The following is a 23,297-nucleotide window of genomic DNA, read 5'->3' as shown; positions in this document are numbered from 1 at the left end:
TACACGTACGCGTGACCGGGCGGGCCGAACATCGAGGCGTTGCGCGCGGTGCGGCCCCGGTAGGCGTGCGAACCCGGGTCGGACGACCCGTTGTAGGCCTCCACCTCCGTGATGCGCAGCTCGATCGGCCCCTGCGGCGTACGGCGTACGAGAGTGCGGCCGAGCAGCTCAGGCGCGACGTCCAGGACGGGACGGTCGAAGAAGTCCCGCGTGAGCGGTCGGCGGTCCGGTGCGACGATCATGCGGATCAAGGGTAACGGAGAGCGACGCGAACCATCGGGCGCGCGACTTCCCACCGGGTGCCGCCGTTGGGAAGGTGTGGCACACGGAACCGGAGCGCGCCGACCGGCGTGGGACCGGTCGGGCCGGTTTCACGGCGCGTCGCACGAGGTACAGGCGTCTGCCTGGGAGGGATGAGCATGGGGTTCAAGAAGCTGCTGGCCAGTTTGGGGGCCGGCGGGGCATCGGTGGAGACGGTGCTCTTCGAGGAGAACGTCGTGCCGGGCGGGGTCGTGCAGGGCGAGGTGCGGATCGAGGGCGGTTCGGTCGCCCAGCAGATCGAGGGCCTGTCGGTGGGCCTCCAGGCGCGCGTCGAGGTGGAGGGCGGCGATCAGGAGTACAAGCGGGACGTGGAATTCACCAAGCTGCGGCTCGGCGGGGCCTTCGAGGTGCAGGCCGGTGCGGTGCACACGGTGCCGTTCGGGCTGGAGATCCCGTGGGAGACGCCGGTGACGACGTTCCTGGGGCAGCAGCTGCACGGTATGCACGTGGGGGTGACGACGGAGCTGGCGATCGCGCGTGCGGTGGACTCCGGTGACCTCGATCCGGTCCATGTCCACCCGCTGCCGGCGCAGCAGGCCATCCTGGACGCCTTCGGCCGGCTCGGGTTCCGGTTCAAGAGCGCGGACCTGGAGCAGGGGCACATCCGGGGCACCCGGCAGCGGCTGCCGTTCTACCAGGAGATCGAGTTCTACGCGCCGCAGCAGTACCGGGGCCTGAACCAGGTCGAGCTGTCCTTCGTCGCGGACGACCGCGAGATGGACGTGGTGCTGGAGATGGACAAGAAGCCGGGGCTCTTCAGCGAGGGCAGCGACACCTACCGTTCGTTCGTGGTGCCGCTGGACGGCCATCAGGCCACCGACTGGGCGGCGTACCTCAACCAGTGGCTGGCCGAGGTCGGCGGCAGGCGGAACTGGTTCTGAGGGGCCGCGCCGTCCCCGGCCGGGCGCCCGGCCGGGGCTTCGGCACAGGGCCTAACCTGGCCCGACAGCTGTCCATTCGCGACTCAGGAGGTGCCCAGGTGTCCGAGCTCAAGCGCCGGCCGCTCCCGCACGATTTCCATCCGCCGGTGGCCGGGTTCACCGTGGTGAGCGACGGGCTGACCGACGGCGGCCCGCTTCCGTCGGCGCAGGTGCAGGCGGAGGGCAACACCTCGCCGCACCTGCGGTGGGAGGGCGCGCCCGAGGGGACCCGCAGTTACGCCGTCACCTGCTTCGACCCGGACGCTCCGACCGGCAGCGGCTTTTGGCACTGGTCGGTCTTCGACATCCCCGCCTCCGTCACCGAGCTGCCCGCGGGCGCCGGTACGGGTGACATGAAGGGGCTGCCGGAGGGGGCCGTCCACGTACGCAACGACGCGGGATCGCGGGACTTCACGGGCGCGGCGCCGCCGCCCGGTGACGGCCCGCACCGCTACGTCTTCACCGTGTACGCGGTGGACCAGGAGAAGCTCGGTCCGGACGCGGACGCGACGCCGGCCGTGGTCGGCTTCAACCTCCGCTTCCACGCGATCGGGCGGGCGCAGCTGATCGGCGAGTACGAGGTGCCGGCCGGAAGCTGAGCAGGGGCCGGTGTCCGTGCCGCGGCCGTGTGCGGCCGGGCGGGCACCGGCCTAATTCCGTTGCGCCCCGGCGCCCGTGCTCGCACAGTGGTGCATGGACCGGCGAACGGCTCGCGGTACGGCCGTCGGGCAGCCGGCACCGCAGTGGCGGGGGCGGCGGGGCGCAGGTGTGTCGCCGGCCGCCTGTCGGAGTCCGTTTCGTGTCGGACGTCCGCGCCGGCTGCCATACGCTCCGGGGTCCCGGTGTACGCACGGGGGCGGGACCCCGGAGCGTGCCGCCCAGCGCTCCTTCGCGCCGCCGAGCGCTTCCTCACGCCCCCTCGTACGCATCTGTACCTTCACCTCCCCGTCACCTCCCATCTCCCTTGTGGCGTGCGGAAATTGCGTTGTCCAGGGGATCACTGGAGCTGCACAGTGGATCCACTTCGCCGAGCGGCGAACGGGGACCGGGAGGTGGACGGGATGCGCGAAACACTTGTACTGAATGCCAGCTTCGAGCCGCTGGCGACGGTGTCGCTGCGGCGTGCGGTGGTGCTGGTGATGCAGGACAAGGCCGTGGTCGAGCAGGCGCATCCGGGGCTGCGGATCCGGGCCGCCGCGGTGGAGGTGCCGGTGCCGCGGGTGATCCGGCTCAGCAGGTACGTACGGGTGCCGTTCCGAAGACAGGCGGCGTGGTCGCGGCGGGGCGTCCTCGTACGGGACCAGCACCGGTGCGCGTACTGCGGGCGGCGGGCGACGACCGTGGACCACATCGTGCCGCGCTCGCGCGGCGGCGGCGACAGCTGGCTGAACACGGTCGCGTCCTGCGCGGAGGACAATCACCGCAAGGCCGACCGGACGCCGGAGCAGGCGGGGATGCGGCTGCTGACCCGGCCGTTCGAGCCGACGCCCGCGGACGCGCTGGTGGCGGCGCTGGCCGGGACCGTACGGGAAGAGCTGCCGGACTGGCTGGGGCTGCCCGCGTAGCGCTCGTACGGGTCAGTCGAGGAGCAGCTGGGTGATCGCCGCGATGCCGACGGCGACGATCACCCCGCGCAGTACGGCCGGCCGCAGCCGGCGGCCGATCCTGGCGCCGATCAGGCCGCCGAGGGCCGAGCCGGTGGCGATCAGGACGACGGCGAGCCAGTCGATGGGCGCGGCGAAGAGGAAGAAGAGCGCGGCGACGCCGTTGACGAGCAGGGACAGGACGTTCTTGACGGCGTTGAGGCGTTGCAGTTCCTCGCTGAGCAGCAGGCCCATCAGGGAGAGGTAGATGACTCCCTGGGCGGCGCCGAAGTAGCCGCCGTACATGCTCGCGAAGAGGATTCCGGTCAGCAGCAGGGCACCACCGTCCGTACGGGCGGTGGTGCCGTTGCGTGCGCGGCGGGCGCGCAGCGCGGCGGCGAGTCGGGGCTGTACGACGACGAGGACGAGGGCGACGGCGATCAGTACGGGCACGATCGCGTCGAAGGCGTCGGAGGGCAGCAGCAGGAGCAGGGCCGCGCCGATCAGCCCGCCGGCCAGGGCCGCGGCGCCGAAGCGGCGTATGCGGCGCCCCTGTCCGGCCAGTTCGCGGCGGTAGCCGATGGCGCCGCTGAGTGAACCGGGCACCAGGCCGAGGGTGTTGGAGACGTTGGCGGTGACCGGTGGCAGGCCGGTGGCCAGCAGGACCGGGAAGGTGATCAGGGTTCCGGAGCCGACCACGACGTTGATCGCCCCGGCGGCGCCGCCCGCCGCGAAGACGGCGAGCGCTTCCCACATGGTCATGCGATCTCCCTCGTACATGATCGGTAGGGTCCGATCATGCATCAGGGCCCGCCCCTGGAACAGCGGTTCCGCCGGGAACGGGCCCTGAGGGGAGCCGGTCAGTCGATGGGCGGCTGCTCGCGGTGCGGGGCGGACTTGCTCATGCCGGGGCCGCCGGCCGGGGCGCCGCCGCCCGCGGGGTTGAAGCTGTTGATGGCGCCGCCGAGGCCCTTGAGGGCGTCGCCGATCTCGCTGGGCACGATCCAGAGCTTGTTGGCGTCGCCCTCGGCGATCTTCGGCAGCATCTGGAGGTACTGGTACGACAGCAGCTTCTGGTCCGGGTCGCCGGCGTGGATCGACTCGAAGACCACCCGGATCGCCTGGGCCTCGCCCTCGGCGCGCAGCGCGGCGGCCTTGGCCTCACCTTCGGCGCGCAGGATCGAGGACTGCTTCTCACCCTCGGCGGTGAGGATCTGGGACTGCCGGACACCTTCGGCCTGGAGGATCGCCGCGCGCTTGTCCCGGTCGGCGCGCATCTGCTTCTCCATCGAGTCCTGGATGGAGGTGGGCGGCTCGATCGCCTTCAGCTCGACGCGGTTGACGCGGATGCCCCACTTGCCGGTGGCCTCGTCCAGGACGCCGCGCAGCGCCGCGTTGATCTCCTCGCGGGAGGTCAGGGTCCGCTCCAGGTCCATGCCGCCGATGATGTTGCGCAGGGTGGTGACGGTCAGCTGCTCGATCGCCTGGATGTAGCTGGCGACCTCGTACGTCGCGGCGCGCGCGTCGGTGACCTGGTAGTAGATGACGGTGTCGATGTTCACGACCAGGTTGTCCTGGGTGATCACCGGCTGCGGGGGGAACGGCACGACCTGTTCGCGCAGGTCGATGCGGTTGCGGATGGAGTCGATGAACGGCACGACGATGTTCAGGCCCGCGTTGAGGGTGCGGGTGTAGCGGCCGAAGCGCTCCACGATGGCGGCGCTGGCCTGTGGGATGACCTGGATCGTCTTGATGAGTGCGATGAACACGAGCACCACCAGGATGATCAGGACGATGATGATCGGTTCCACTGCGGCTCCCGGTACCCCTCGGTGACTGACTGCGGCGGCCTCGGCCGGCCTTCCGCTTGATCGAGTCTTTCAGAGCGAACGGCCGTCACGCAGGCGGTTCGGCTCATCGGTGCGCTCGTACGACGACTGGCTCGGCCTCTTACATGACGACCGCCGTGGCACCTTCGATCTCCACCACGTCCACCTTCTGGCCCGGTTCGTAGACCTGGTCGGCGTCCAGTGCGCGGGCCGACCAGACCTCGCCGCCCAGCTTGACCCGGCCGCCGGCGGCGTCGACCCGTTCCAGGACGGTCGCGGAGCGGCCCTTGAGGGCGTCGATGCCCGAGGCCAGCTGCGGGCGCTGGCTGCGGTGCCGGTTGGCGATGGGGCGGACCACCGCGATGAGCGCGACCGAGACGGCGGCGAAGACGATGAACTGCATGACCGTGCCGCCGCCGAGCCCCGCGGTCACGGCGCCGGCGACGGCGCCGACCGCGAGCATCCCGAATTCGGGCATCGCGGTCACGACGAGCGGAATGCCCAGTCCCACGGCGGCGACGAGCCACCACACCCATGGATCCACGCCTTCATGGTAGATCCGCCGGACGGCCCGGGACAGGGGCCGTCCGGTCAAGGAATGACCCGAATGGTCAGGAAAGCGGCAGGCCCTGGGCGGTCCAGCGGTCGCCGTTGCGCTCGACGACCAGCGGCAGGCCGAAGCAGTGCGAGAGGTTGCTGGAGGTCAGCTCCAGGTCGAGCGGTCCGGCGGTCAGGACCTTGCCCTGGCGGATCATCAGGACGTGGGTGAAGCCCGGCGGGATCTCCTCGACGTGGTGGGTGACCATGATCATGGAGGGGGCGTACGGGTCGCGGGCGAGCCGGCCGAGGCGGCGTACGAGGTCCTCGCGGCCGCCGAGGTCGAGGCCGGCCGCGGGCTCGTCCAGCAGGAGCAGCTCGGGGTCGGTCATCATCGCGCGGGCGATGAGGGTGCGCTTGCGCTCGCCCTCGGAGAGCGTGCCGAACTTCCGGTCGAGGTACTCGTTCATGCCGAGGCGGTCGAGGAAGGCGCGGGCGCGCCGCTCGTCGATGTCCTCGTACTTCTCGCGCCAGCCGGCGGTCATGCCGTACGCGGCGGTGAGCACGGTCTGCAGGACGGTCTGGCTGCGCGGCAGCTTGTCGGCGAGCGCGATGCCGGCCACGCCGATGCGCGGGCGCAGGTCGAAGACATCGACCTTGCCGAGCGTCTCGCCGAGGATCGTGGTGGTCCCGGTGCTCGGGTAGAGGTAGCTGGAGGCGACGTTGAGCAGGGTGGTCTTGCCGGCGCCGTTGGGGCCGAGGATGACCCAGCGCTCGCCTTCCTTGACCGACCAGGAGACCTGGTCCACCAGAGCCCGTCCGTCGCGGACCACGGATACGTCCACCAGCTCCAGCACATCGCTCATGAGCGCGTTGTCTCCCATTGCATCTCGGTCGTCTCGTGCGCCTGTGGGCGCCTCCCCCCTGCAAACCTACGCCACTCGCTGTCAGTGCCTGTCCTTAGGCTGGGGAGCATGCTCGATGAACCTCGTTCGGGACGCCTGGCCGCGTGGGGAAATGCCCTTTTGGCCGGTCTTGTCTCACCTGATGAAGCCGTGCAGCACATCGCGGACGACGACGCGGTGCACCGCGTGCGCGGCCTGCCCGGGGAGCCCGGCCCGGTCGGGCTGACACTCGCGCTGGGGCGGCTGCGCGCGCTGGGCGCGACCGGCCTGCGGGTGGCGCTGCCGGCGCCGGGGCACCCGCTGGGGCTGAGCGGCCCGCCGGAGTTCAACGCGCGGGCGATGGAGGCCGAGGAGGCGGTGCTGGCGACCGGGGCCGCGCTGGGCCTCGTCCCGGAGGTGTTCGAGTCCGGCCCGGAGGGCGCCGGGGTGCCGCGCGCCGATGTGCACATCGAGGTGGTCTGGCACTGCCTCCCCATACGGGACGCGCCGCCCGCCGACGTCCCCTCGCTCGGCGAGGCGGAGCGGGAGCTGGCGGAGGCGCTGCGGGAGGCGACGGAGGTGCTCTCCCGGCTGGACGTGGCCGGTTCGGGACCGGTCGCCCAGGCGGCCCTGGAGGCGTACCGCGCGCGGGCCGAGGCGGGCCGGCAGGTGCTGGCGCCCGGCTATCCGCCGCGGGCGGTGCGGGTGCTGGAGCTGGCGCAGCGGGTCGGCGCGCTCATCGACATCGCGCAGGGCGCGGGCCGTGACGGGCAGGAGCACGGCGCCGCGGTGAGCGCCTCCGAGATGGCGGCGCGGGCGGCCGCGCTGCGCCCCGTGGAGCGCACGGCCCGGCGCGCGCAGGTCGCGGCGTACAACGCGTCCGTGGAGGAGGCCGAGCGGCGCCGGGGGTGACGGGGCGGCGGCCCGGCTTTCCCGTACGGCGAAAGCCTCGGCGTACGCAAGTGGCAGCCGGATCCGCCGTACGCGGAAGGCCCCGCCGGACCGGGGGCGGTCGGGCGGGGCCTTCGGGGGGACGCGGCGTGACCGCGGTCCGGAGCGCCGTGGCTCAGTGGTTGGCGGCGGCGTTGTGGTGGGTCGGGTTCAGCACGCCCACGACGTTGATGCTGTTGCCGGAGACGTTCACGGGCACGTCCACGGGGACCTGGACGAGGTTGCCCGACAGGACGCCGGGGGACTTGGTGGCCGCGCCGTTGGCGTGCGCGTGACCGGTCGCGGCGGCCGAACCGGCGGCGGCGCCGGCGGCCAGTCCGGCGGTGGCGAGGATGAGAGCGGCCTTCTTGGCGGTGTTCATGTAGGTGTTCCTCACGTGTCGGCGCGGGGCCGGGATGGTGGTGGGGTGCTTGCTGCGGCCGGGCCGCCGGGCGGGGGTGCCGGCAGCCGGCCGTACTGCGGCCGTCAGGAGTTGTGGCTGCGGTTCCCGAACGCCGGGTTCAGGGCGCCGATGACGGTGACGGTGTTGCCGGTGACGTTCACCGGGACGTGCACCGGGACCTGGAGCAGGTTGCCGGAGGCGACACCGGGGGAGTTGACGGCGTGGCCCTGGGCGATGCCCTGCGCGGAGGCGACGCCGGCACCGGCGAAGGCGAGCCCACCCGTGGCGATCGTGACGGCCACGGCCTTCTTGATGTTCTTCACTTCTTCTGACCTCTCCTGACGACGGCCGCGGTCGGGTCCCGCGGCACGCCATGGAGAACGGCCCGTGCACCGGACGGGTTGCGCCACATGGGTGACGTCCACCCGACGGTATGAATCTCCGATGGGATGCGGGCGGACCGGCCCGCGCCCTGATAGTCGGACCGGAATCCGGCGCGTCAGGCGCCGATGCCGTGCCGGACCGCCCAGAGGGCCGCCTGGGTCCGGTCCGCGAGATCCAGCTTCATCAGGATGTTCGACACATGGGTCTTGACGGTCTTCTCGGACAGCACCAGCGTCCGGGCGATCTCGCGGTTGGAGCGGCCGTCCGCGATCAAGGCCAGCACCTCGCGCTCCCGGTCGGTCAGCGAGGTGCCGCGCCCCTGGCCGTTGTTGCCCTCCTCCTGCGCGAGCAGCGCGCCGGCCACCTCGGGCTGGAGCAGGACATGCCCGGCGTGTACGGAACGGATGGCGCCGGCCAGCGCCTCCGGGTCCACGTCCTTGTAGACGTATCCCGCGGCGCCCGCGCGGAGCGCCGGGACGACGGTGCGCTGCTCGGTGAAGCTGGTGACGACCAGCACACGCGCCGGGTTGTCCAGTTCGCGCAGCTTGCGCAGCGCCTCGATGCCGTCGGTGCCCGGCATCTTGACGTCCATCAGGACGACGTCCGGGCGCAGTTGCTCGGCGGCGGCGATGCCCTCGTCGCCGTCGGACGCCTCCCCCACCACCTCGATGTCGTCCTGGACCTCCAGGAACGTGCGCAGGCCACGCCGTACGACCTGGTGGTCGTCGACCAGCAGCACCCGGATCGTCCGCCCGTCGTCCGCCATCGCGCCGCCCCTGTCCTTGTCACCCACCGGGTACCTCCATCTCCACAGCGGTGCCCTTGCCGGGCTCCGATTCCACGGTGAGCCGGCCGCCGACGCCGCTCGCCCGGTCGCGCATCGACACCAGGCCCAGGTGCCGTCCGGCGCGGCGCACCGCGCGGGTGTCGAAGCCGCGGCCGTCGTCGGCGACGCGCAGCAGGGCGCCCTGGCCGTGCCGTACGAGGGTCACCTCGACCCGGCCGGCGCGGGCGTGCCGCAGGGCGTTGTGCAGGGCTTCCTGGGCGACGCGCAGCAGCGCCTCTTCCTGGGAGGCCGGCAGGGCCCGTACGCCGCGGGCCTCGAAGGTGACGCGGGCGTGGTGGGCGCGGTCCAGGACTTGGGCCTGGGAGCGCAGGGTGGCGACGAGGCCGTCCTCGTCCAGGGCGGCGGGCCGCAACTCGACGACGGCGGCGCGCAGTTCGTCGGCGGCCTCCGCGGCGAGGGCGGCGACCTGCTGCAACTCGCCCTTGGCGCGCGCCGGATCGCGGTCGACGAGGGCGGTGGCGGCCTGCGCGGTCAGCCGCAGCGAGAAGAGTTTCTGGGCGACGGCGTCGTGCAGTTCGTGGGCGAGGCGGGCGCGCTCCCCCGCGATGGTCAGTTCGCGGCTGCGTTCGTACAGCCGGGCGTTGGTCAGGGCGATGGCGGCGTGCTGGGCGAGTATGCCGAGCAGCCGCTCGTCCTCGGCGGTGAAGCCGCAGCCGCCCGCGGGCTTGGGGCAGCGCTTGTTGGCGAGGAAGAGCGCGCCGAGGATCTCGTCGCCGTCGGCGACCGGCATGCCGATGAAGTCGGACATGTCGGGGTGGGCCGCGGGCCAGCCGCCGAAGCGCGGGTCGGTGCGGACGTCGGCGAGCCGCTCCGGGGTGGCGTTGTGCAGCATGGCCGCGAGAACGCCGTGCTGGCGGGGCAGCGGGCCGATGGCCTTCCACTGCTCCTCGCTGACGCCGTCGACGACGAACTGCGCGAAGCCGCCGTGGTCGTCGGGGACGCCGAGCGCGGCGTATTCGGCGTCGAGGAGTTCGCGGGCGGAGGCGACGATCGTCTTGAGGACGTCGCGCACCTCCAGGTGCCGGCTCATGGCGAGGATCGCGCTGCTCACGGCGGGAATCCCGGCGCCCGGCCCGTCTGCGTCCCGCGGTCCGTTGGTCATGGCATCACCGTACCGGCGGGCACTGACAGCCGTATCGGACCACCGTCGCCCTCCGCTTACGCCGTCGGGCCTAGGCCGAAGTGCCCTGGCCCGGCCCGCCCGCTGCCCGAGGCGGCCCGGTCCGTCCCGTTCTTAGCGTGACGGTACGAACGCACGTCGAGGCGGAGAGGCGGGACGGGGCCATGCCGGTGGCGATCATTACGGGGGCATCGAAGGGGCTGGGGCGCGCGCTGGGCGCGGCGCTGGCCGCGCGTGGCTGGGATCTGGTGGTGGACGCCAGGTCGGCCGGACCGCTGGAGGAGGCGGCGCGGGAGCTGCGCCGGGGTGGCGCGCGGGTGGTGGCGCTGCCCGGAGACGTGGCGGACGCCGCGCACCGGACGGAGCTGGTGGCGGCGGCGCGGGAGCTGGGCGGGCTGGACCTGCTGGTGAACAACGCGAGCGTGCTGGGCGCCGAGCCGCTGGTGCGGCTGGAGGAGCATGCGCTCGACGGGCTGCGGGCGGCGCTGGAGGTCAATGCGGTGGCGCCGCTCGGGCTCGTACAGGAGGCGCTGCCGCTGCTACGGGCGTCGTCGCTCTACGGAACGCCCGCGCCTTCTCCCTATATAGGGGACAACAGCCATCAGACAGGGACAGAGGCCCACAAGAGTACGGGCGGGGCCGTGCTGAACATCAGCTCCGACGCGGCGGCCGAGGCGTACGAGACCTGGGGCGGTTACGGGGCGGCGAAGGCGGCGCTCGACCAGCTCTCGGCGGTGCTGGCGGTCGAGGAGCCGGGGCTGCGGGTGTGGTGGGTGGACCCGGGCGACATGCGGACGGACCTGTACGCGGCGGCCGTGCCCACCGATGACGGCGCCGGCCGCCCGCTGCCCGGGACGGTCGTCCCGGCGCTGCTGCGGCTGCTGGACGCGGGGGCGGCCAGCGGGCGGTACGCGGCGCCCGGCCTGCTGGACGGTGCCCGGTGACCGCCGAGGTGCTGCGGGTGCCGCCGGAGCTGTCGGCGCGGGAGCCGGCCGAGCAACGGGCGCCCGGCCAGGGCAGGGACGCGGTACGCCTGCTGGTCAGCCGGGGTACGGCGGAGCCGTCGCACCACGCGTTCAAGGAGCTGCCGCGGCTGCTGTCGGCCGGGGACGTCCTGGTGGTGAACACCTCGCGGACCCTGCCGGCGGCGCTGGACGGCCGGCTCGGGGACGGGCGGGGCCGCGGCGAGCCGGTGGTGGTGCACTTCTCGACGCGCGCCGACCGGCAGCATCCGCGTCCGGAGGCGGCGGCCGGGGACTGGACGGTGGAGCTGCGGACGCCGGACGGCTGCGGCAGCACCCGGCAGCGGGCGGGCGGCCCGGCCGGGACGGTGGTGCGGCTGCCGGGCGGGGCGCGGCTGGAGCTGCGCGCGCCGGTGGAGCGCGGGGGCGTACGGCTGTGGTGGGCGCGGGTGTCCGGGGCGCCGGTCGCGGAGCTGCTGCGCCGGTACGGGCGGCCGATCCGCTACGGCTATACGGACCGGGACCAGCCGCTGGACGCCTACCAGACGGTGTTCGCGGTGGGCTCGCCGGACGGCGGCGGCAGCGCGGAGATGCCGAGTGCGGCGCGGCCGTTCACCGCTTCCCTGGTGGCGCGGCTGGTCAGCAGGGGCGTGCAGATCGCGCCGGTGACGCTGCACACGGGGGTGGCGTCGGCGGAGGCGTACGAGCCGCCGTACCCGGAGCGCTTCGCGGTGCCGCCGTCGACGGCGTGGCAGATCAACGCGGCCAGGGCGGGCGGCGGCCGGGTGGTGGCGGTGGGGACGACGGCCGTACGGGCGCTGGAGACCGCCGCCGACGCGGACGGGCGGATCCGCGCGGCGTCCGGATGGACGGAGCTGGTCGTCACCCCGGAGCGCGGGGTGCGGGCGGTGGACGGGCTGCTGACCGGACTGCACGAGCCGCAGGCGTCGCACCTGCTCATGCTGGCGGCGGTCGGGCAGGTGGCGGCGGGCGCGGATTTCGGGGACGCGCTGTGCCGGGCGTACGCGGAGGCCGTCCGCCGCCGCTACCTGTGGCACGAGTTCGGGGATCTCCACCTCATCCTGCCGTCCTGAACCCCAGACTCGGAGCATGTCGACACCAACGAGGAACTGGGCACCGACCCACGGCGATCCCTACCGGTCGGTGCCGTACCACCCCGAGCGGATGCCGGCCGGCGAATCCCTGGCCCGCGCCGCCGAGCTGCGGGAGCGGATGGACCGGCGCCGCACCGTCCGGCAGTTCTCCCCCGACCCGGTGCCGGAGCAGGTGGTGAAGGACGCCATCGCCTGCGCGGCCACCGCGCCCTCCGGGGCGCACCAGCAGCCCTGGACGTTCGTGCTGGTCAAGGACCCGGAGGTGCGGCGGCGCATCCGGGAGGCGGCGGAGGCGGAGGAACGTCTCTCCTACGCGGGACGGCTCGGCGAGGAGTGGCTGGCGGCGCTGCGCCCGCTGGGCACGGACGAGATCAAGCCGCATCTGACCGAGGCGCCCCACCTGATCGTGGTCTTCCAGCAGCGGTACTGGCTGGGCGCGGACGGCACGAAGCACAAGCACTACTACGTGGACGAGTCGGTGGGCATCGCGGTCGGCATGCTGCTGTCCGCGCTGCACCTGTCGGGCCTGGGCGCCCTGGTGCACACACCGAGCCCGATGCGCTTCCTCCAGGAGGTGCTGGGGCGGCCCGCGAACGAGAAGGCGTTCGCGGTGATTCCGGTGGGATATCCGGCGAAGGACTGTCGGGTACCGGATCTGGTCCGTAAGACCCTGGACCAGGTGCTGGTGGAGATCTAATTCACTGACACAGTGTGCGAATGCAATCACACCGGGCGACTAAACGTCTCGCCCGGTGTGACGCCGCGCATAGGGCCTACGTCACTTACGAAGGGCATTAGTGGCTTCGCCGGCCACGTACGACTTTTGGATGATGCGGGGCATACCTGGGGTGGACCCGGCCCGGACGCCGGGATGAACCGACGCTGACGCGAGATCCGTACCCCGGGTTCCACTAAGCGGGATCGTATTTCGTCTCTTTGCTCAGCTAATTTCCGGCCGCTAACAATGACTGCCGTCGCTCGGCGCCGTGGACAGAACTCGGCGTTCACCGCCCATCCCGGCCACAGCGGCGCTCCCCATTGGAAGAGGTCTGACTCCGCATGCCCAAGCACGCCATTCCCGGCTACGCCCGCCTGAACCGGACGCACAAGCTCTCGGCCGCCGGCGTCGCCGCTGCCGGTGCCGCCGCACTGGTCTTCGCCCTCGTCCCGGGTTCGGCGGACGCCGGGCAGAACGACCGGGCCGCGGGCCAGAACGTCAAGCCGGTCGCCTTCAGTGCGGTCGACAACGCCGCCAAGACCCAGTCGGAGACCCTCGGCAAGCAGGCGGACGCCTCCGCCCAGCAGGCCGAGAAGGACGCCGCCGAGGCCAAGAAGAAGGCCGAAGACGCCGAGAAGGAGGCCAAGGCCAAGCAGGAGGCCGACGCCAAGGCCAAGGCCGAGCAGGAGCGCAAGGACAAGGAGGCCGCGAGCCGGTCCGCCGACCGCGCCGCCGCCCCGGCCCCGGAGCCGGCCAAGACGTACAGCAACGACCTGGACGGCTGGATCCGCGAGTCGCTGGACATCATGCAGAAGCACGGCATCCCCGGCTCCTACGACGGTCTGTACCGCAACATCATGCGCGAGTCGACCGGCAACCCGCAGGCCGTCAACGGCTACGACTCCAACGCGCAGCAGGGCACCCCGTCCAAGGGCCTGCTCCAGGTGATCGACCCGACCTTCCAGGCGTACCACGTCGAGGGCACCTCCTGGGACATCTTCGACCCGGTCGCCAACATCGTCGCCGCCTGCAACTACGCGGCCGCGACCTACGGCTCCATGGACAACGTGAACTCCGCGTACTGAGCCGGACGCGCATACGCCGAGGGGCGGCACCCAGCACTGGGTGCCGCCCCTCGGCGTTCGTCGTGCCACGCGTTACTTGCGCATGACCTCCGGCTCGTGGCGGCGCAGCAGCCGGGCCACCGCGAAGGCCAGGGCGACGCCGAGCGCGAGCAGGATGATCAGGTCCATCGCGTAGACGCTCGCCTCGTGCTTCCACAGCGGGTCGGGGTTGCCCGCCTCCCACGGCAGCAGCGTGTTCATGTCGGCGGTCGCGCCCATCGCGGCCACCGCCCAGCGCGACGGCATCAGCCAGGCCACCTGGGCGACGCCGACCGTGTCGAAGAGCTGGAAGAGCACGCCGGTGAAGACCACCTGGACGATGGCGAACATGACCAGCAGCGGCATGGTCTTCTCGGCGGTCTTGACCAGCGACGAGATGATCAGGCCGAACATCATCGAGGTGAAGCCCAGCGCGATGACCGCCAGCGCCATCTCGACGGCGGGCAGGTCCTTGAACAGCACGCCCTCGGTGGGCATCTTGCGCGGGGTGAAGCCGATCGCCGCGATGATCACGCCCTGGATGGCGGTGACCACCCCGAGCACGATCACCTTGGACATCAGGTACGCGGACCGGGACAGGCCGGTGGCCCGTTCCCGCTCGTAGATCACCCGTTCCTTGATCAGCTCACGGACCGAGTTGGCGGCGCCCGAGAAGCACATGCCGACCGCGAGGATCAGCATGATGGTGCTGGCGTCGCGGTTGGGGCCCTTGGGGCCGTAGCCCAGGCCGTGCTGGCTGGGGATGAGGATGGAGACCACGCCGAGCACGGCCGGCAGGATCAGCATCAGACCGAGGAAGCCGCGGTCGGAGGCGAGCACGGAGACATAGCGCCGCATCAGGGTCCACAGCTGCGAGCCCCAGCTCTGGGACTTCTGCATCCGGGCCGGGGGTGCCTGGACCGACACCGACTGCGGGGCGACGGCGTCGATGTCCGCGGCGTACATCTGGTAGTGCGGGGAGCCGCGCCAGCGGCCCATCCAGTCGTAGTCGCGGTAGTTCTCGAAGGCGGAGAAGACATCGGCCCAGGAGTCGTACTGGAAGAAGTTCAGCGCCTCTTCCGGAGGGCCGAAGTAGGCCACACCGCCGCCCGGCGCCATCACCAGCAGCTTGTCGCACAGTGCCAGCTCGGCGACGGAGTGGGTGACCACCAGGACCGTACGGCCGTCGTCGGCCAGGCCGCGCAGCAGCTGCATGACGTCGCGGTCCATGCCCGGGTCCAGGCCGGAGGTCGGCTCGTCCAGGAATATCAGGGACGGCTTGGTCAGCAGCTCCAGGGCGACCGAGACGCGCTTGCGCTGGCCGCCGGACAGCGAGGTGACCTTCTTGTCCTTGTGGACGTCCAGCTTGAGCTCGCGCAGCACCTCGTCGATCCGCGCGGTGCGCTCGGCCTCGGCGGTGTCACCGGGGAAGCGCAGCTTGGCCGCGTACTTCAGGGCCTTCTGGACGGTCAGCTCCTTGTGGAGGATGTCGTCCTGCGGGACCAGGCCGATGCGCTGGCGCAGCTCGGCGAACTGCTTGTAGAGGTTGCGGTTGTCGTAGAGGACGTCGCCCTGGTCGGCGGGCCGGTAGCCGGTCAGCGCCTTGAGCAGGGTGGACTTGCCGGACCCCGACGGGCCGATGACCGCCACCAGGGACTTCTCCGGGACGCCGAAGGAAACGTCCTTGAGGATCTGCTTGCCGCCGTCGACCGTGACGGTCAGGTGGCGGGCGGAGAAGGACACCTCACCGGTGTCGACGAACTCCTCCAGCCGGTCGCCGACCAGCCGGAAGGTGGAGTGGCCGACGCCGATGATGTCGTTCGGGCCGACCGGCGCCTTGCCCGACTTCGGTACCGGCTGGCCGTTGATGTACGTGCCGTTGTGGCTGCCGAGGTCGTGGATCTCGAAGCGGCCGTCGGGCGTGGCGCGGAACTCGGCGTGGTGCCGGGAGACCTGGAGGTCGGAGACGACCAGCTCGTTCTCCAGCGCGCGGCCGATGCGCATGACGCGGCCGAGGTCGAGGCGGTGGAACGTGGTCGGGCTGCGGTCGCCGTAGACCGGCGGGGCGGCGGCGCCGGACCGGTCGGCCGGGGGCTGCTGCGCCACGGGAGGCCGGCCCTGGGGCGGCTGCTGCGGGGTGTACGGGGCCTGCGGCTGCTGGTTCCAGACCTGCTGCTGCGGGACCTGGTGGGCCGGGGCCTGGTGGTGGGCGGGCGCCTGGTGGACCGGCGGCTGCTGGGCCTGCGGCGGCGCGGCCCATCCAGGTCCGCCCTGGACCTGCGGCTGGGCCATCGCGGTCTGCGCGCTGTGCACACCGGCGGCCGGGGCGGCGCTGCCCGACAGGGTCAGCCGCGGGCCGTCGGTGGCGTTGCCGAGGTGCACGGCGGAGCCGGGGCCGATCTCCAGCTGGTGGATGCGCTGCCCCTGCACATACGTGCCGTTGGTGCTGCCCTGGTCTTCGATGACCCAACTGTGCCCGCCCCAGCGCACGATGGCGTGCCGCCAGGAGACCCTGGCATCGTCCAGCACCATGTCACCCTGGGGATCACGGCCCAGGCTGTAGGACCGGGACGGGTCGAGCGTCCAGGTCCGTCCGTTCAATTCGAGTACGAGTTCAGGCACTCCATGCCCCATTACATAGTCCCCCGAGTGACGCCCTGTATGGGAAGTCTAGGGATGGCGAACATCGTGAGGAACTATTTCAGGCACGGTGCCCGGAGCCAAAAAACGGGTCCGGCAAGGTCATCGGCCGGGTGCGTTGACGGCGGCGAAACGCCCACGGAGAGTGGTAAGCGACCACGGAAGCGTACGGATCATGGCATCGTGCGCGTTCGGGGCGACTCGACCCGGATCGGGGGCTTCGATGACCGCCGGCACCACCGCACGGCTCCGCTGGGGCGACGTTCTGCTGTCCGCCGTCGCCGCCGTCAGCTGGGCGTTCCTGGCGATGGCCGGGGTGGCGGCGCTGGGGCTGCATCTGCTGGGCGCCGACTCCGCGGCGTCGCTGGGGCCGCTGACCGCCGCGGCGGTGGTGCTGGCCGTGGGCGGCTCGGTGACGCCGTCGGGCGATGTGAGCGCCTTCGGGCTGGAGGGGCAGGCGGCCGAATCCGCCGTTGACATCGCGCCGTTGGGTGTGGGCCTGGTGGGCGCCCTGGTGCTGGGGTGGGTGTTCGCCCGCTCGCTGCGCCGGGTCGGCGCGACCGTCGGCTGGGGCGAACTGGCCGCCCGCGCCGTGGTGTTGGCGGGCCTGTTCGTCGCGCTGCTGGCCTTCCTGGCCTGGGCCGGACACGACTCCGTAACGATCGACGGCAAGACGCTGGGCGGGCTCGTCGGCGGCGGGGGCGGGGGTTCCGGAGGCGGGGGCGGTGACGGCGGGCTGCTGGACCGGCTGCGGGACGGCCTGGGCGGCCTCGGGATCGGGGACGGCGACAACGGCGGGCTGCCGGAGCGGATCGCCGACCTGATCGGCGCCAAGGCGTCGGTCGGGTTCGCGGTGGACACGGGCGCCTCCCTGGCGGGCGGCCTGGTGTGGGTGCTCGGAGTGCTGGTGATCACGGTGCTGGCGGCCCGGCGGGCGCCGCTGCCCCGCGCGCTCACCGCGGCCCACCGCTTCGTACGGCCCGCGGCGTCCGCGCTGGTCATGGTGGCGCTGGTGGCGGTGGCGGCGGGACTGGCGGCGGCCGGGTACGCGGCGATCGGCGACGATCATCCGCGGCGGGTGCTGGGCGCGGCGCTGCTCGCCGCCCCGAACGGCGTCTGGCTCGGCATTCCGCTCGGCCTCTTCGTCCCCTGGCACGGCAGCGCCTCCGGCGTGCTCACCCGCTTCCTGCCCGACCCCGTCGACCGCCTGCTCGACGGCGGGAACGGGGCCCGGCTGACCATCGGGCGGCTCGCCGAGCTGGACGGACGGGTGTGGCTGCTGCCGGTGGCCGCCGTGCTGATGATGCTGCTCGCGGGCGTGCTCACGGCCGTCCGTACGCCGCGGGAGGGCGCCCGCACGCTGCCGTTCGCGCTGCGCTGTGCGGCCGGGCTGGGCGCGCTGACGGCGCTCACGCTGCCGCTACTGGTGCACCTGACCGGCGTCTCGGCGAACGCGAGCCTGTCCGTCTTCGGGTTCGACGCCTTCGGCGCGGGCCTGGAGCTGCGCGGGAGCGTGCCCGCGGCGTTCGCGCTGGGGGCGGTGTGGGGCGCGGTGGCGGGACTGGTGGGCGGCCTGTTGGCGTGCGCCACCGGGGCGGCCGGACGGCGTGCCGTACGGCTGCCGAAGAGCGCGGGGCCGGAGCCGGAGGACGTACGGGGGTACGGGCAGGACGCCGACGCCCGTACGCAGAGGCACGGCCACCGGCACGCGGCCCCCACGCCGGGTTACGGCGCCCCGGGCTACTCCGACGCTGCCCACGAGCCCGGTCCGTACACGCCCTCCCCCGTCTACCGGCCCCCGAACGCCGACACGAACCCGTACATGCGCCCGCCGGAAAGCCGGGAGCGGGAGCCGTACCCGCGCCGGCCGGAAAGCGGCCGGACGCCCCCGCCGCCCCCACCCGGGCAGCCGCCACGCCGGCAGAGCTGGCCGACGCCACCGGCGGGACCGCCGCCGGAGACCCAGACCTGGCCGCCGCCTCCGGAGCAGCCCCCGCACACACGCGACTGGGGCCCGCCGCCCGCCGGGCACGCGGCACCCACGGCGCGCCGCCCCGGGAACAGGCCGCCCGAGAATCCCCCGCCGCCGGAATCCCACCCCACCGTGGGCAGCGGCTACCAGCCGCCCCCTCCCCCGCGTCCCCCGGTACCGCCCAAGCCGCGCGGCGCGCCCCGGAAGCGCCGCGCGGACCCGCCCGACGGTCCGCCGCCGCCCGGACGGCCGGGAGGAGGCCGCTGACGGACCCCGTCCGAACTCCGGGAGAACGCCACTGAACAGCGGGGCGTCCGGACCACGGACACCTGTACGGGAGCCGGCGGGGTCCGGTTACCGTAAGAGCACCATGAGCGCATCGCAGATCCCGCCTGCCACCGCCGTACCGGGCGACGACGTACCCACCCTCCTCGTCAAGATCTTCGGGAAGGACCGGCCGGGCATCACCGCCGGACTCTTCGACACCCTCGCCGCCTACTCCGTCGACGTCGTCGACATCGAACAGGTGGTGACCCGGGGCCGCATCGTGCTGTGCGTCCTGGTCACCTCGCCCGTCCCGGCCGACGGCTCGTCCGGCGTCACCGAGGGCGACCTGCGCGCCACCGTGCACAGCTGGGCCGAGTCGCTGAACCTCCAGGCCGAGATCATCTCCGGCACCGGCGACAACCGGCCGCGCGGCACCGGCCGCTCGCACGTCACCGTGCTGGGCCACCCGCTCACCGCCGAGTCCACCGCCGCCATCGCCGCCGCCATCACCGGCACCGGCGCCAACATCGACCGCATCTTCCGGCTCGCCAAGTACCCCGTCACCGCGGTGGAGTTCGCGGTCTCCGGCACCGCGACGGACACCCTGCGCACCACCCTGGCCATAGAGGCCGCCGCCCTCGAAGTGGACATCGCGGTGGTCTCCTCCGGCCTCCAGCGCCGCGCCCAGCGGCTGGTCGTCATGGACGTCGACTCCACCCTCATCCAGGACGAGGTCATCGAGCTGTTCGCGGCCCACGCGGGCTGCGAGGCGGAGGTCGCCGCGGTCACCACGGCGGCGATGCGCGGCGAGCTGGACTTCGAGGAGTCGCTGCACGCCCGCGTCGCGCTCCTGAAGGGGCTCGACGCCTCCGTGGTGGACCTGGTGCGCAAGGAGGTACGGCTGACTCCCGGCGCCCGGACGCTGGTCCGCACCCTCAAGCACCTCGGCTACCAAGTCGGCGTCGTCTCGGGCGGATTCACCCAGGTCACCGACGCGCTCCAGGAGGAGCTTGGCCTGGACTTCGCGTCCGCCAACACGCTGGAGATCGTCGACGGCAAGCTCACCGGCAAGGTCACCGGCGAGATCGTCGACCGCGCGGGCAAGGCGCGGCTGCTGCGCCGCTTCGCCCAGGAGGCGGGCGTACCGCTCGCGCAGACCGTGGCCATCGGCGACGGTGCCAACGACCTGGACATGCTCAACGCCGCGGGCCTGGGTGTGGCGTTCAACGCCAAGCCGCTGGTCCGCCAGGCCGCGCACACGGCGGTGAACGTACCGTTCCTGGACACCGTGCTGTACCTGCTCGGCATCACCCGTGAAGAGGTCGAGGCGGCGGACACGCACGACGACTGAGGCGTACGGAACAGCCGGGACCGTACGGAACAGCGAAGGGCTCCGACGCGCGCGGCGTCGGAGCCCTCGTCCGTCCTGCGGTGCCGGTCAGGCGTGCGGCGCCCAGTACGCGTCCAGGCGGCCGACGCCGTGCTCGACCGACTTCCAGGAGCCGGTGAAGGTCAGCACGGCGATCGAGGAGGTGGGGAAGCCGCTGCGGTTCATCCGGGACAGCAGGTCGCCCTCCACCTCGCCCGCCAGCGCGTCGGCGAGCGCGTGCATGCCCGGGTTGTGGCCGACCAGCATCAGGTCGCTCACGTCGTCGGAGGTCTCGTTCAGCAGCGCGATCAGTTCGCCGAGGGAGGCTTCGTACAGCCGCTCCTCGTAGACGGTCCGGGGCCGCTGCGGCAGCTCACCCACGACCAGCTTCCAGGTCTCGCGGGTGCGCGCGGCGGTCGAGCACAGGGTCAGGTCGGGGGTGATCCCGGCTCCGGCCAGCCAGTGGCCGGCGGCCGGGGCGTCCTTGCGGCCGCGCTCCGCGAGGGGGCGCTCATGGTCGCTCTCCTGCGACCAGTCGGCCTTGGCATGGCGAAGAAGGACAATCCGGCGAGGTGTTTCGGCGCTCATGTGTCCCAGCTTCGCATGAAACCCGGCGCGGGGCGCGAGGTGTTGGAGCGCTCCCCCCGCAGGGTGAACGCGCCGTGGGCGGGCATCGGCCACCGGCCCTCAGGCGCCGATGCCGACGACCCTGGCGAGGAACTCCAGCAGCGGCGCCAGGCCCTGGGAGGCGCTCACCGCGTGGGCCGGGGACGGCGCGGTCATGACGATGAGCAGCGTGACGAAGGAGACGACGGCCAGCGCCACGGCCCACCACGGCAGGCCGGTGCGGGCACCCGGGCTGCGGGGGACGGACGGCCGGCTGGACACGGCGGACATCGGTGGCCTCCGGGGACGTTGGCGGGGACGACGCGGCCGCGTGGTGCGGCCGCGCCCACCGCAGCGGCACGGTGTGCAACGAACCTACGGTCCGGCGACGGCCGTTCCCATCCGGTACGCCACCCACTTGCCCCTGACCCTGGCCCCCTAGGGGACGGTGGGGTTACCCCCACCACCTCCCGGCCGGGGCGTCCGGCGCGTCAGGGTGAGGCGATGCTCGCGATGACGCCGATGACGACGGTCACCGCCAGCATCGCCCCCAGCACGATGAGCAGCTTCTTCTGTCCGCCCTGCGGATTCGGTTCGAGCACTGGCATGGCTTCAGTGTCGCACCCGGGCCTCGTCCTCCATCCGGCGGTCCCGGCCCGCCAGCATCCCGACCGCCATCTGGGGCACCATCAGCCCGGCCATCAGCGCGAGCGGCAGCCCCCAGCCGCCGCTGTGCTGGTAGAGCGTGGCCACCAGGAAGGGGCCCGGCAGGGAGATCAGATAGCCGACGCTCTGGGCGAAGGCGGACAGCCGTACGACACCGTCGGCGGACCGCGCCCGCATCCCGATCATGGTCAGGGCCAGCGGGAAGGCGCAGTTCGATATGCCCATCAGCAGCGTCCAGGCCCAGGCCCCGCCGGCCGGGGCCAGCCACAGGCCGGCGTAGGCGGCCAGCCCGCACAGGCCGAGGCCGGCGGCGAGCAGGCCCTGGTTGCGCATCCGGGCGGCCACCCGGGGCAGCACGAAGGACAGCGGTACGCCGATCGCCATGGTGAAGGCGAGCAGCACGCCCGCGGTACCGGCCGGGACCCCGGCGTCGCGGAAGATCTGCGCCATCCAGCCCATGGTGACGTAGGCGGCGGTGGCCTGGAGGCCGAAGTAGACGGCCAGCGCCCAGGCGGTCGGCGAGGTGGCGACCCGCAGGGCGGGCGGCGCGGCGGGCTCCGCGGCGGCGGCCCCGCGCTCGGCCTTCCGGCCGCGTACGACGGTCAGCCAGGGCAGGACGGCGAGCGCGGCGATCAGCGCCCACACCGCGAGACCGGCCTGCCAGCTGCCGCTGAGCGCGGTCGTGACGGGGACGGTCAGCGCCGCGGCGATGGCGCTGCCGAGCGCCAGCGCCATGGAGTACAGGCCGGTCAGCGGGCCGACGCGCTCCGGGTACCAGGTCTTGATGACGACCGGCAGCAGCACGTTGCCGACCGCGATGCCCGCGAGGGCCAGTGCGGTGGCGGCGAGGAAACCGGCGGTGCTGCCCGTGTAGGGCCGTACGACGATGCCCGCGGCGATCGCGGCCATGCCCGCGCAGACGACCGCGCCGGGGCCGAAGCGCCGGGCCAGCCGCGGGGCCGCGATGCCGAAGACCGCGAAGCACGCGGCCGGTACGGAGGTGAGCAGGCCGGCGACGGTCGCGCTCATGCCGAGGCCGGACCGTACCTCTTCCATGAGCGGGCCGAGGCTGGTGATGGCCGGGCGGAGGTTGAGGGCGGCCAGGAACAGGCCGAGGATCATCACGATCGGCACCGCGCGGCCGGGGGCCGGGGGGTGGTGGTGCGGTCCCGGTGCGGCTTCCGGCCGGGCCGGTGCGCCCGTGTGCTGTGCCGGCGGCGGGCCGGAGGACCCGGCGCCGGGGCCGAGCGTCGCGAGGGAGTCGTCTGCCATGAGACGCATCATAGAATCATGGGATGAATGCTTGTCCAGGGCTTTCCTCCCAGGCCCCGCGGGCGGCCGGCTCGCTATCCTCTCGCGGTGCCGACCGTCGGGCCCCCGGCCCCCGTCCCACTGGAGCGCTGTCATGCCACTGACCTCGCCCCGGCGCTCCGCGCTGGCGGACCAGGTGATCACGCAGCTGCGGGCGCAGATCACCTCCGGTGAATGGCCGGTGGGCTCCCGCATCCCGACCGAGCCGGAACTGGTCGAACAACTCGGGGTGGCCCGCAACACCGTCCGCGAGGCCGTACGGGCGCTGGCGCACAACGGCCTGCTGGACATCCGCCAGGGCTCGGGCACGTACGTGGCGGCCACCAGCGAGCTGGCCGGGGTCATGAACCGCCGCTTCGCGGACGCCGACCCGGAGCATGTGGCCGAGCTGCGCAGCGCGCTGGAAGCGGCGGCGGCCAAGCTGGCCGCGCGCCGACGTACCGACCACGACCTGCGGCAGCTCGACACCGCGCTGGAGCGGCGCGAACGGGCCTGGGAGTCCGGCGCGGCGACCGCGTTCGTGGAGGCCGACGCGACCCTGCACATGGCGGTCGTCGCCGCCTCCCACAACGAGGTGCTGGCCGAGCTGTACGCCGATCTCGGCGGCGTGCTGCGGGAGTTCCTGCGCGCCGACGTGGGCGACGTCCTGCGGCCCGAGGCGTACGTGGACCACGCGCGGCTGGTCGCGGCGATCCGCGCGGGCGACGACGAGCGTGCCGCGGCGGAGGCGAGCACGCATCCGTTCGGGTGCCGGCTGAACGCACAGGGCGCCGGCTGAGCCGTACGGCGCGCGAAGCCCGTACAACGGCG

Annotated in this window: 25 protein-coding genes (1 of these 25 running past the window's edge); 11 read left to right on the top strand and 14 right to left on the bottom strand. The window is 72.8% G+C overall.

Annotated elements, in window-relative coordinates; translation table 11 throughout:
* Positions 1-242: the start of a DNA-3-methyladenine glycosylase gene (locus tag CP984_RS31965; RefSeq protein WP_003986950.1), read on the bottom strand. It extends 412 nt beyond the left edge of the window; only the first 242 of its 654 coding nucleotides appear in the window; its start codon is at positions 240-242; its stop codon lies beyond the left edge, outside the window.
* Positions 243-419: 177 nt separating this feature from the next.
* Between CP984_RS31965 and CP984_RS31960 the strand changes: the two genes are divergently transcribed.
* From CP984_RS31960 to CP984_RS31950, 3 genes are all read left to right on the top strand, one after another.
* Positions 420-1,202: a sporulation protein gene (locus CP984_RS31960; protein WP_003986949.1), complete on the top strand. Its 783-nt coding sequence runs from the start codon at positions 420-422 to the stop codon at positions 1,200-1,202.
* 98 nt (positions 1,203-1,300) lie between these two features.
* Entirely contained in the window at positions 1,301-1,840 is a 540-nt protein-coding gene (locus CP984_RS31955; protein ID WP_003986948.1) for a YbhB/YbcL family Raf kinase inhibitor-like protein, read from the top strand.
* 462 nt (positions 1,841-2,302) lie between these two features.
* Positions 2,303-2,806 carry an HNH endonuclease gene (locus tag CP984_RS31950; protein WP_003986947.1) on the top strand — a complete coding sequence of 168 codons (504 nt, stop codon included), beginning with the start codon at positions 2,303-2,305 and terminating at the stop codon, positions 2,804-2,806.
* A 12-nt stretch (positions 2,807-2,818) separates the two neighbouring features.
* On the opposite strand, the gene CP984_RS31945 is transcribed toward CP984_RS31950, so the two are convergent.
* The 4 genes from CP984_RS31945 to CP984_RS31930 all read right to left on the bottom strand — a co-directional run bounded on the left by CP984_RS31945 (position 2,819) and on the right by CP984_RS31930 (position 6,074).
* Positions 2,819-3,586: a sulfite exporter TauE/SafE family protein gene (locus CP984_RS31945; RefSeq protein WP_003986946.1), complete on the bottom strand. Its 768-nt coding sequence runs from the start codon at positions 3,584-3,586 to the stop codon at positions 2,819-2,821.
* Between the two features lie 98 nt (positions 3,587-3,684).
* On the bottom strand, positions 3,685-4,635 hold the full coding sequence (locus tag CP984_RS31940; protein ID WP_003986945.1) for an SPFH domain-containing protein: 951 nt from the start codon (positions 4,633-4,635) through the stop codon (positions 3,685-3,687).
* A gap of 139 nt (positions 4,636-4,774) precedes the next feature.
* Complete coding sequence (locus tag CP984_RS31935; protein WP_003986944.1) at positions 4,775-5,185, bottom strand: NfeD family protein; 411 nt, start codon at positions 5,183-5,185, stop codon at positions 4,775-4,777.
* 79 nt (positions 5,186-5,264) lie between these two features.
* Positions 5,265-6,074, bottom strand: a complete 810-nt coding sequence (locus tag CP984_RS31930; protein WP_030180485.1) for an ABC transporter ATP-binding protein — start codon at positions 6,072-6,074, stop codon at positions 5,265-5,267.
* A 90-nt stretch (positions 6,075-6,164) separates the two neighbouring features.
* Between CP984_RS31930 and CP984_RS31925 the strand changes: the two genes are divergently transcribed.
* Entirely contained in the window at positions 6,165-6,986 is an 822-nt protein-coding gene (locus CP984_RS31925; RefSeq protein WP_030180487.1) for a hypothetical protein, read from the top strand.
* A 154-nt stretch (positions 6,987-7,140) separates the two neighbouring features.
* Here CP984_RS31925 and CP984_RS31920 read toward each other — a convergent pair whose 3' ends face one another.
* The 4 genes from CP984_RS31920 to CP984_RS31905 all read right to left on the bottom strand — a co-directional run bounded on the left by CP984_RS31920 (position 7,141) and on the right by CP984_RS31905 (position 9,740).
* Positions 7,141-7,386 carry a chaplin gene (locus CP984_RS31920; protein ID WP_003986412.1) on the bottom strand — a complete coding sequence of 82 codons (246 nt, stop codon included), beginning with the start codon at positions 7,384-7,386 and terminating at the stop codon, positions 7,141-7,143.
* 104 nt (positions 7,387-7,490) lie between these two features.
* Positions 7,491-7,730 carry a chaplin gene (locus CP984_RS31915; RefSeq protein WP_003986411.1) on the bottom strand — a complete coding sequence of 80 codons (240 nt, stop codon included), beginning with the start codon at positions 7,728-7,730 and terminating at the stop codon, positions 7,491-7,493.
* A gap of 176 nt (positions 7,731-7,906) precedes the next feature.
* Entirely contained in the window at positions 7,907-8,557 is a 651-nt protein-coding gene (locus tag CP984_RS31910; RefSeq protein WP_003986410.1) for a response regulator, read from the bottom strand.
* Between the two features lie 19 nt (positions 8,558-8,576).
* Positions 8,577-9,740, bottom strand: coding sequence for a GAF domain-containing sensor histidine kinase (locus CP984_RS31905; protein WP_003986409.1), 1,164 nt, complete (start codon positions 9,738-9,740; stop codon positions 8,577-8,579).
* Positions 9,741-9,922: 182 nt separating this feature from the next.
* Here CP984_RS31905 and CP984_RS31900 point away from each other — a divergent pair, with 182 nt between their 5' ends.
* The 4 genes from CP984_RS31900 (at position 9,923) to CP984_RS31885 (ending at position 13,638) form a co-directional block, all read left to right on the top strand.
* Complete coding sequence (locus tag CP984_RS31900; RefSeq protein ID WP_003986408.1) at positions 9,923-10,702, top strand: SDR family NAD(P)-dependent oxidoreductase; 780 nt, start codon at positions 9,923-9,925, stop codon at positions 10,700-10,702.
* Positions 10,699-11,814 (top strand): S-adenosylmethionine:tRNA ribosyltransferase-isomerase, encoded by a 1,116-nt coding sequence (locus tag CP984_RS31895; RefSeq protein WP_003986407.1) that lies wholly within the window; start codon positions 10,699-10,701, stop codon positions 11,812-11,814. The genes CP984_RS31900 and CP984_RS31895 overlap by 4 nt, the downstream gene beginning before the upstream one ends.
* Positions 11,815-11,830: 16 nt before the next feature.
* On the top strand, positions 11,831-12,532 hold the full coding sequence (locus CP984_RS31890; protein ID WP_176564559.1) for a nitroreductase family protein: 702 nt from the start codon (positions 11,831-11,833) through the stop codon (positions 12,530-12,532).
* A 362-nt stretch (positions 12,533-12,894) separates the two neighbouring features.
* Positions 12,895-13,638, top strand: a complete 744-nt coding sequence (locus tag CP984_RS31885) for a transglycosylase SLT domain-containing protein (RefSeq protein WP_003986405.1) — start codon at positions 12,895-12,897, stop codon at positions 13,636-13,638.
* Between the two features lie 72 nt (positions 13,639-13,710).
* Here CP984_RS31885 and CP984_RS31880 read toward each other — a convergent pair whose 3' ends face one another.
* Positions 13,711-16,290: an ABC transporter ATP-binding protein/permease gene (locus tag CP984_RS31880; protein ID WP_030180491.1), complete on the bottom strand. Its 2,580-nt coding sequence runs from the start codon at positions 16,288-16,290 to the stop codon at positions 13,711-13,713.
* Between the two features lie 229 nt (positions 16,291-16,519).
* Between CP984_RS31880 and CP984_RS41590 the strand changes: the two genes are divergently transcribed.
* A complete protein-coding gene (locus CP984_RS41590; RefSeq protein WP_043978625.1) occupies positions 16,520-18,535 on the top strand; it encodes a streptophobe family protein in 2,016 nt (671 codons plus the stop codon).
* A gap of 103 nt (positions 18,536-18,638) precedes the next feature.
* Positions 18,639-19,886: a phosphoserine phosphatase SerB gene (gene serB, locus CP984_RS31870; protein ID WP_003985783.1), complete on the top strand. Its 1,248-nt coding sequence runs from the start codon at positions 18,639-18,641 to the stop codon at positions 19,884-19,886.
* 87 nt (positions 19,887-19,973) lie between these two features.
* On the opposite strand, the gene CP984_RS31865 is transcribed toward serB, so the two are convergent.
* The 4 genes from CP984_RS31865 to CP984_RS31855 form a co-directional block, all read right to left on the bottom strand.
* Complete coding sequence (locus CP984_RS31865; protein WP_003985784.1) at positions 19,974-20,492, bottom strand: SixA phosphatase family protein; 519 nt, start codon at positions 20,490-20,492, stop codon at positions 19,974-19,976.
* A 99-nt stretch (positions 20,493-20,591) separates the two neighbouring features.
* Positions 20,592-20,801 (bottom strand): hypothetical protein, encoded by a 210-nt coding sequence (locus tag CP984_RS31860; protein ID WP_003985785.1) that lies wholly within the window; start codon positions 20,799-20,801, stop codon positions 20,592-20,594.
* Positions 20,802-21,001: 200 nt separating this feature from the next.
* Positions 21,002-21,118 carry an SGM_5486 family transporter-associated protein gene (locus CP984_RS42680; RefSeq protein ID WP_254379843.1) on the bottom strand — a complete coding sequence of 39 codons (117 nt, stop codon included), beginning with the start codon at positions 21,116-21,118 and terminating at the stop codon, positions 21,002-21,004.
* Between the two features lie 4 nt (positions 21,119-21,122).
* Positions 21,123-22,448 carry a CynX/NimT family MFS transporter gene (locus CP984_RS31855; protein WP_003985787.1) on the bottom strand — a complete coding sequence of 442 codons (1,326 nt, stop codon included), beginning with the start codon at positions 22,446-22,448 and terminating at the stop codon, positions 21,123-21,125.
* A 133-nt stretch (positions 22,449-22,581) separates the two neighbouring features.
* On the opposite strand from CP984_RS31855, the gene CP984_RS31850 reads away from it, so the two are divergent.
* Positions 22,582-23,265, top strand: coding sequence for a FadR/GntR family transcriptional regulator (locus tag CP984_RS31850; protein WP_003985788.1), 684 nt, complete (start codon positions 22,582-22,584; stop codon positions 23,263-23,265).
* The last annotated feature ends 32 nt before the right edge of the window (positions 23,266-23,297 follow it).

Origin of the sequence: Streptomyces rimosus (assembly GCF_008704655.1) — a bacterium.
GTDB lineage: Bacteria > Actinomycetota > Actinomycetes > Streptomycetales > Streptomycetaceae > Streptomyces > Streptomyces rimosus.
Note: the sequence above shows the minus strand (reverse complement) of the source record. Positions and strands in the feature narration are given on the sequence as shown.

Coding starts and splice junctions, on each gene's coding strand:
- CP984_RS31950 (WP_003986947.1), top strand. CDS start 2,303: ATGCGCGAAACACTTGTACTGAATGCCAGCTTCGAGCCGCTGGCGACG.
- CP984_RS31890 (WP_176564559.1), top strand. CDS start 11,831: ATGTCGACACCAACGAGGAACTGGGCACCGACCCACGGCGATCCCTAC.
- CP984_RS31865 (WP_003985784.1), bottom strand. CDS start 20,492: ATGAGCGCCGAAACACCTCGCCGGATTGTCCTTCTTCGCCATGCCAAG.
- CP984_RS31880 (WP_030180491.1), bottom strand. CDS start 16,290: ATGGGGCATGGAGTGCCTGAACTCGTACTCGAATTGAACGGACGGACC.
- CP984_RS31945 (WP_003986946.1), bottom strand. CDS start 3,586: ATGACCATGTGGGAAGCGCTCGCCGTCTTCGCGGCGGGCGGCGCCGCC.
- CP984_RS31925 (WP_030180487.1), top strand. CDS start 6,165: ATGCTCGATGAACCTCGTTCGGGACGCCTGGCCGCGTGGGGAAATGCC.
- CP984_RS31930 (WP_030180485.1), bottom strand. CDS start 6,074: ATGGGAGACAACGCGCTCATGAGCGATGTGCTGGAGCTGGTGGACGTA.
- CP984_RS41590 (WP_043978625.1), top strand. CDS start 16,520: ATGACCGCCGGCACCACCGCACGGCTCCGCTGGGGCGACGTTCTGCTG.
- CP984_RS31860 (WP_003985785.1), bottom strand. CDS start 20,801: ATGTCCGCCGTGTCCAGCCGGCCGTCCGTCCCCCGCAGCCCGGGTGCC.
- CP984_RS42680 (WP_254379843.1), bottom strand. CDS start 21,118: ATGCCAGTGCTCGAACCGAATCCGCAGGGCGGACAGAAGAAGCTGCTC.
- CP984_RS31905 (WP_003986409.1), bottom strand. CDS start 9,740: ATGACCAACGGACCGCGGGACGCAGACGGGCCGGGCGCCGGGATTCCC.
- CP984_RS31910 (WP_003986410.1), bottom strand. CDS start 8,557: ATGGCGGACGACGGGCGGACGATCCGGGTGCTGCTGGTCGACGACCAC.
- serB (WP_003985783.1), top strand. CDS start 18,639: ATGAGCGCATCGCAGATCCCGCCTGCCACCGCCGTACCGGGCGACGAC.
- CP984_RS31850 (WP_003985788.1), top strand. CDS start 22,582: ATGCCACTGACCTCGCCCCGGCGCTCCGCGCTGGCGGACCAGGTGATC.
- CP984_RS31855 (WP_003985787.1), bottom strand. CDS start 22,448: ATGGCAGACGACTCCCTCGCGACGCTCGGCCCCGGCGCCGGGTCCTCC.
- CP984_RS31960 (WP_003986949.1), top strand. CDS start 420: ATGGGGTTCAAGAAGCTGCTGGCCAGTTTGGGGGCCGGCGGGGCATCG.
- CP984_RS31920 (WP_003986412.1), bottom strand. CDS start 7,386: ATGAACACCGCCAAGAAGGCCGCTCTCATCCTCGCCACCGCCGGACTG.
- CP984_RS31885 (WP_003986405.1), top strand. CDS start 12,895: ATGCCCAAGCACGCCATTCCCGGCTACGCCCGCCTGAACCGGACGCAC.
- CP984_RS31900 (WP_003986408.1), top strand. CDS start 9,923: ATGCCGGTGGCGATCATTACGGGGGCATCGAAGGGGCTGGGGCGCGCG.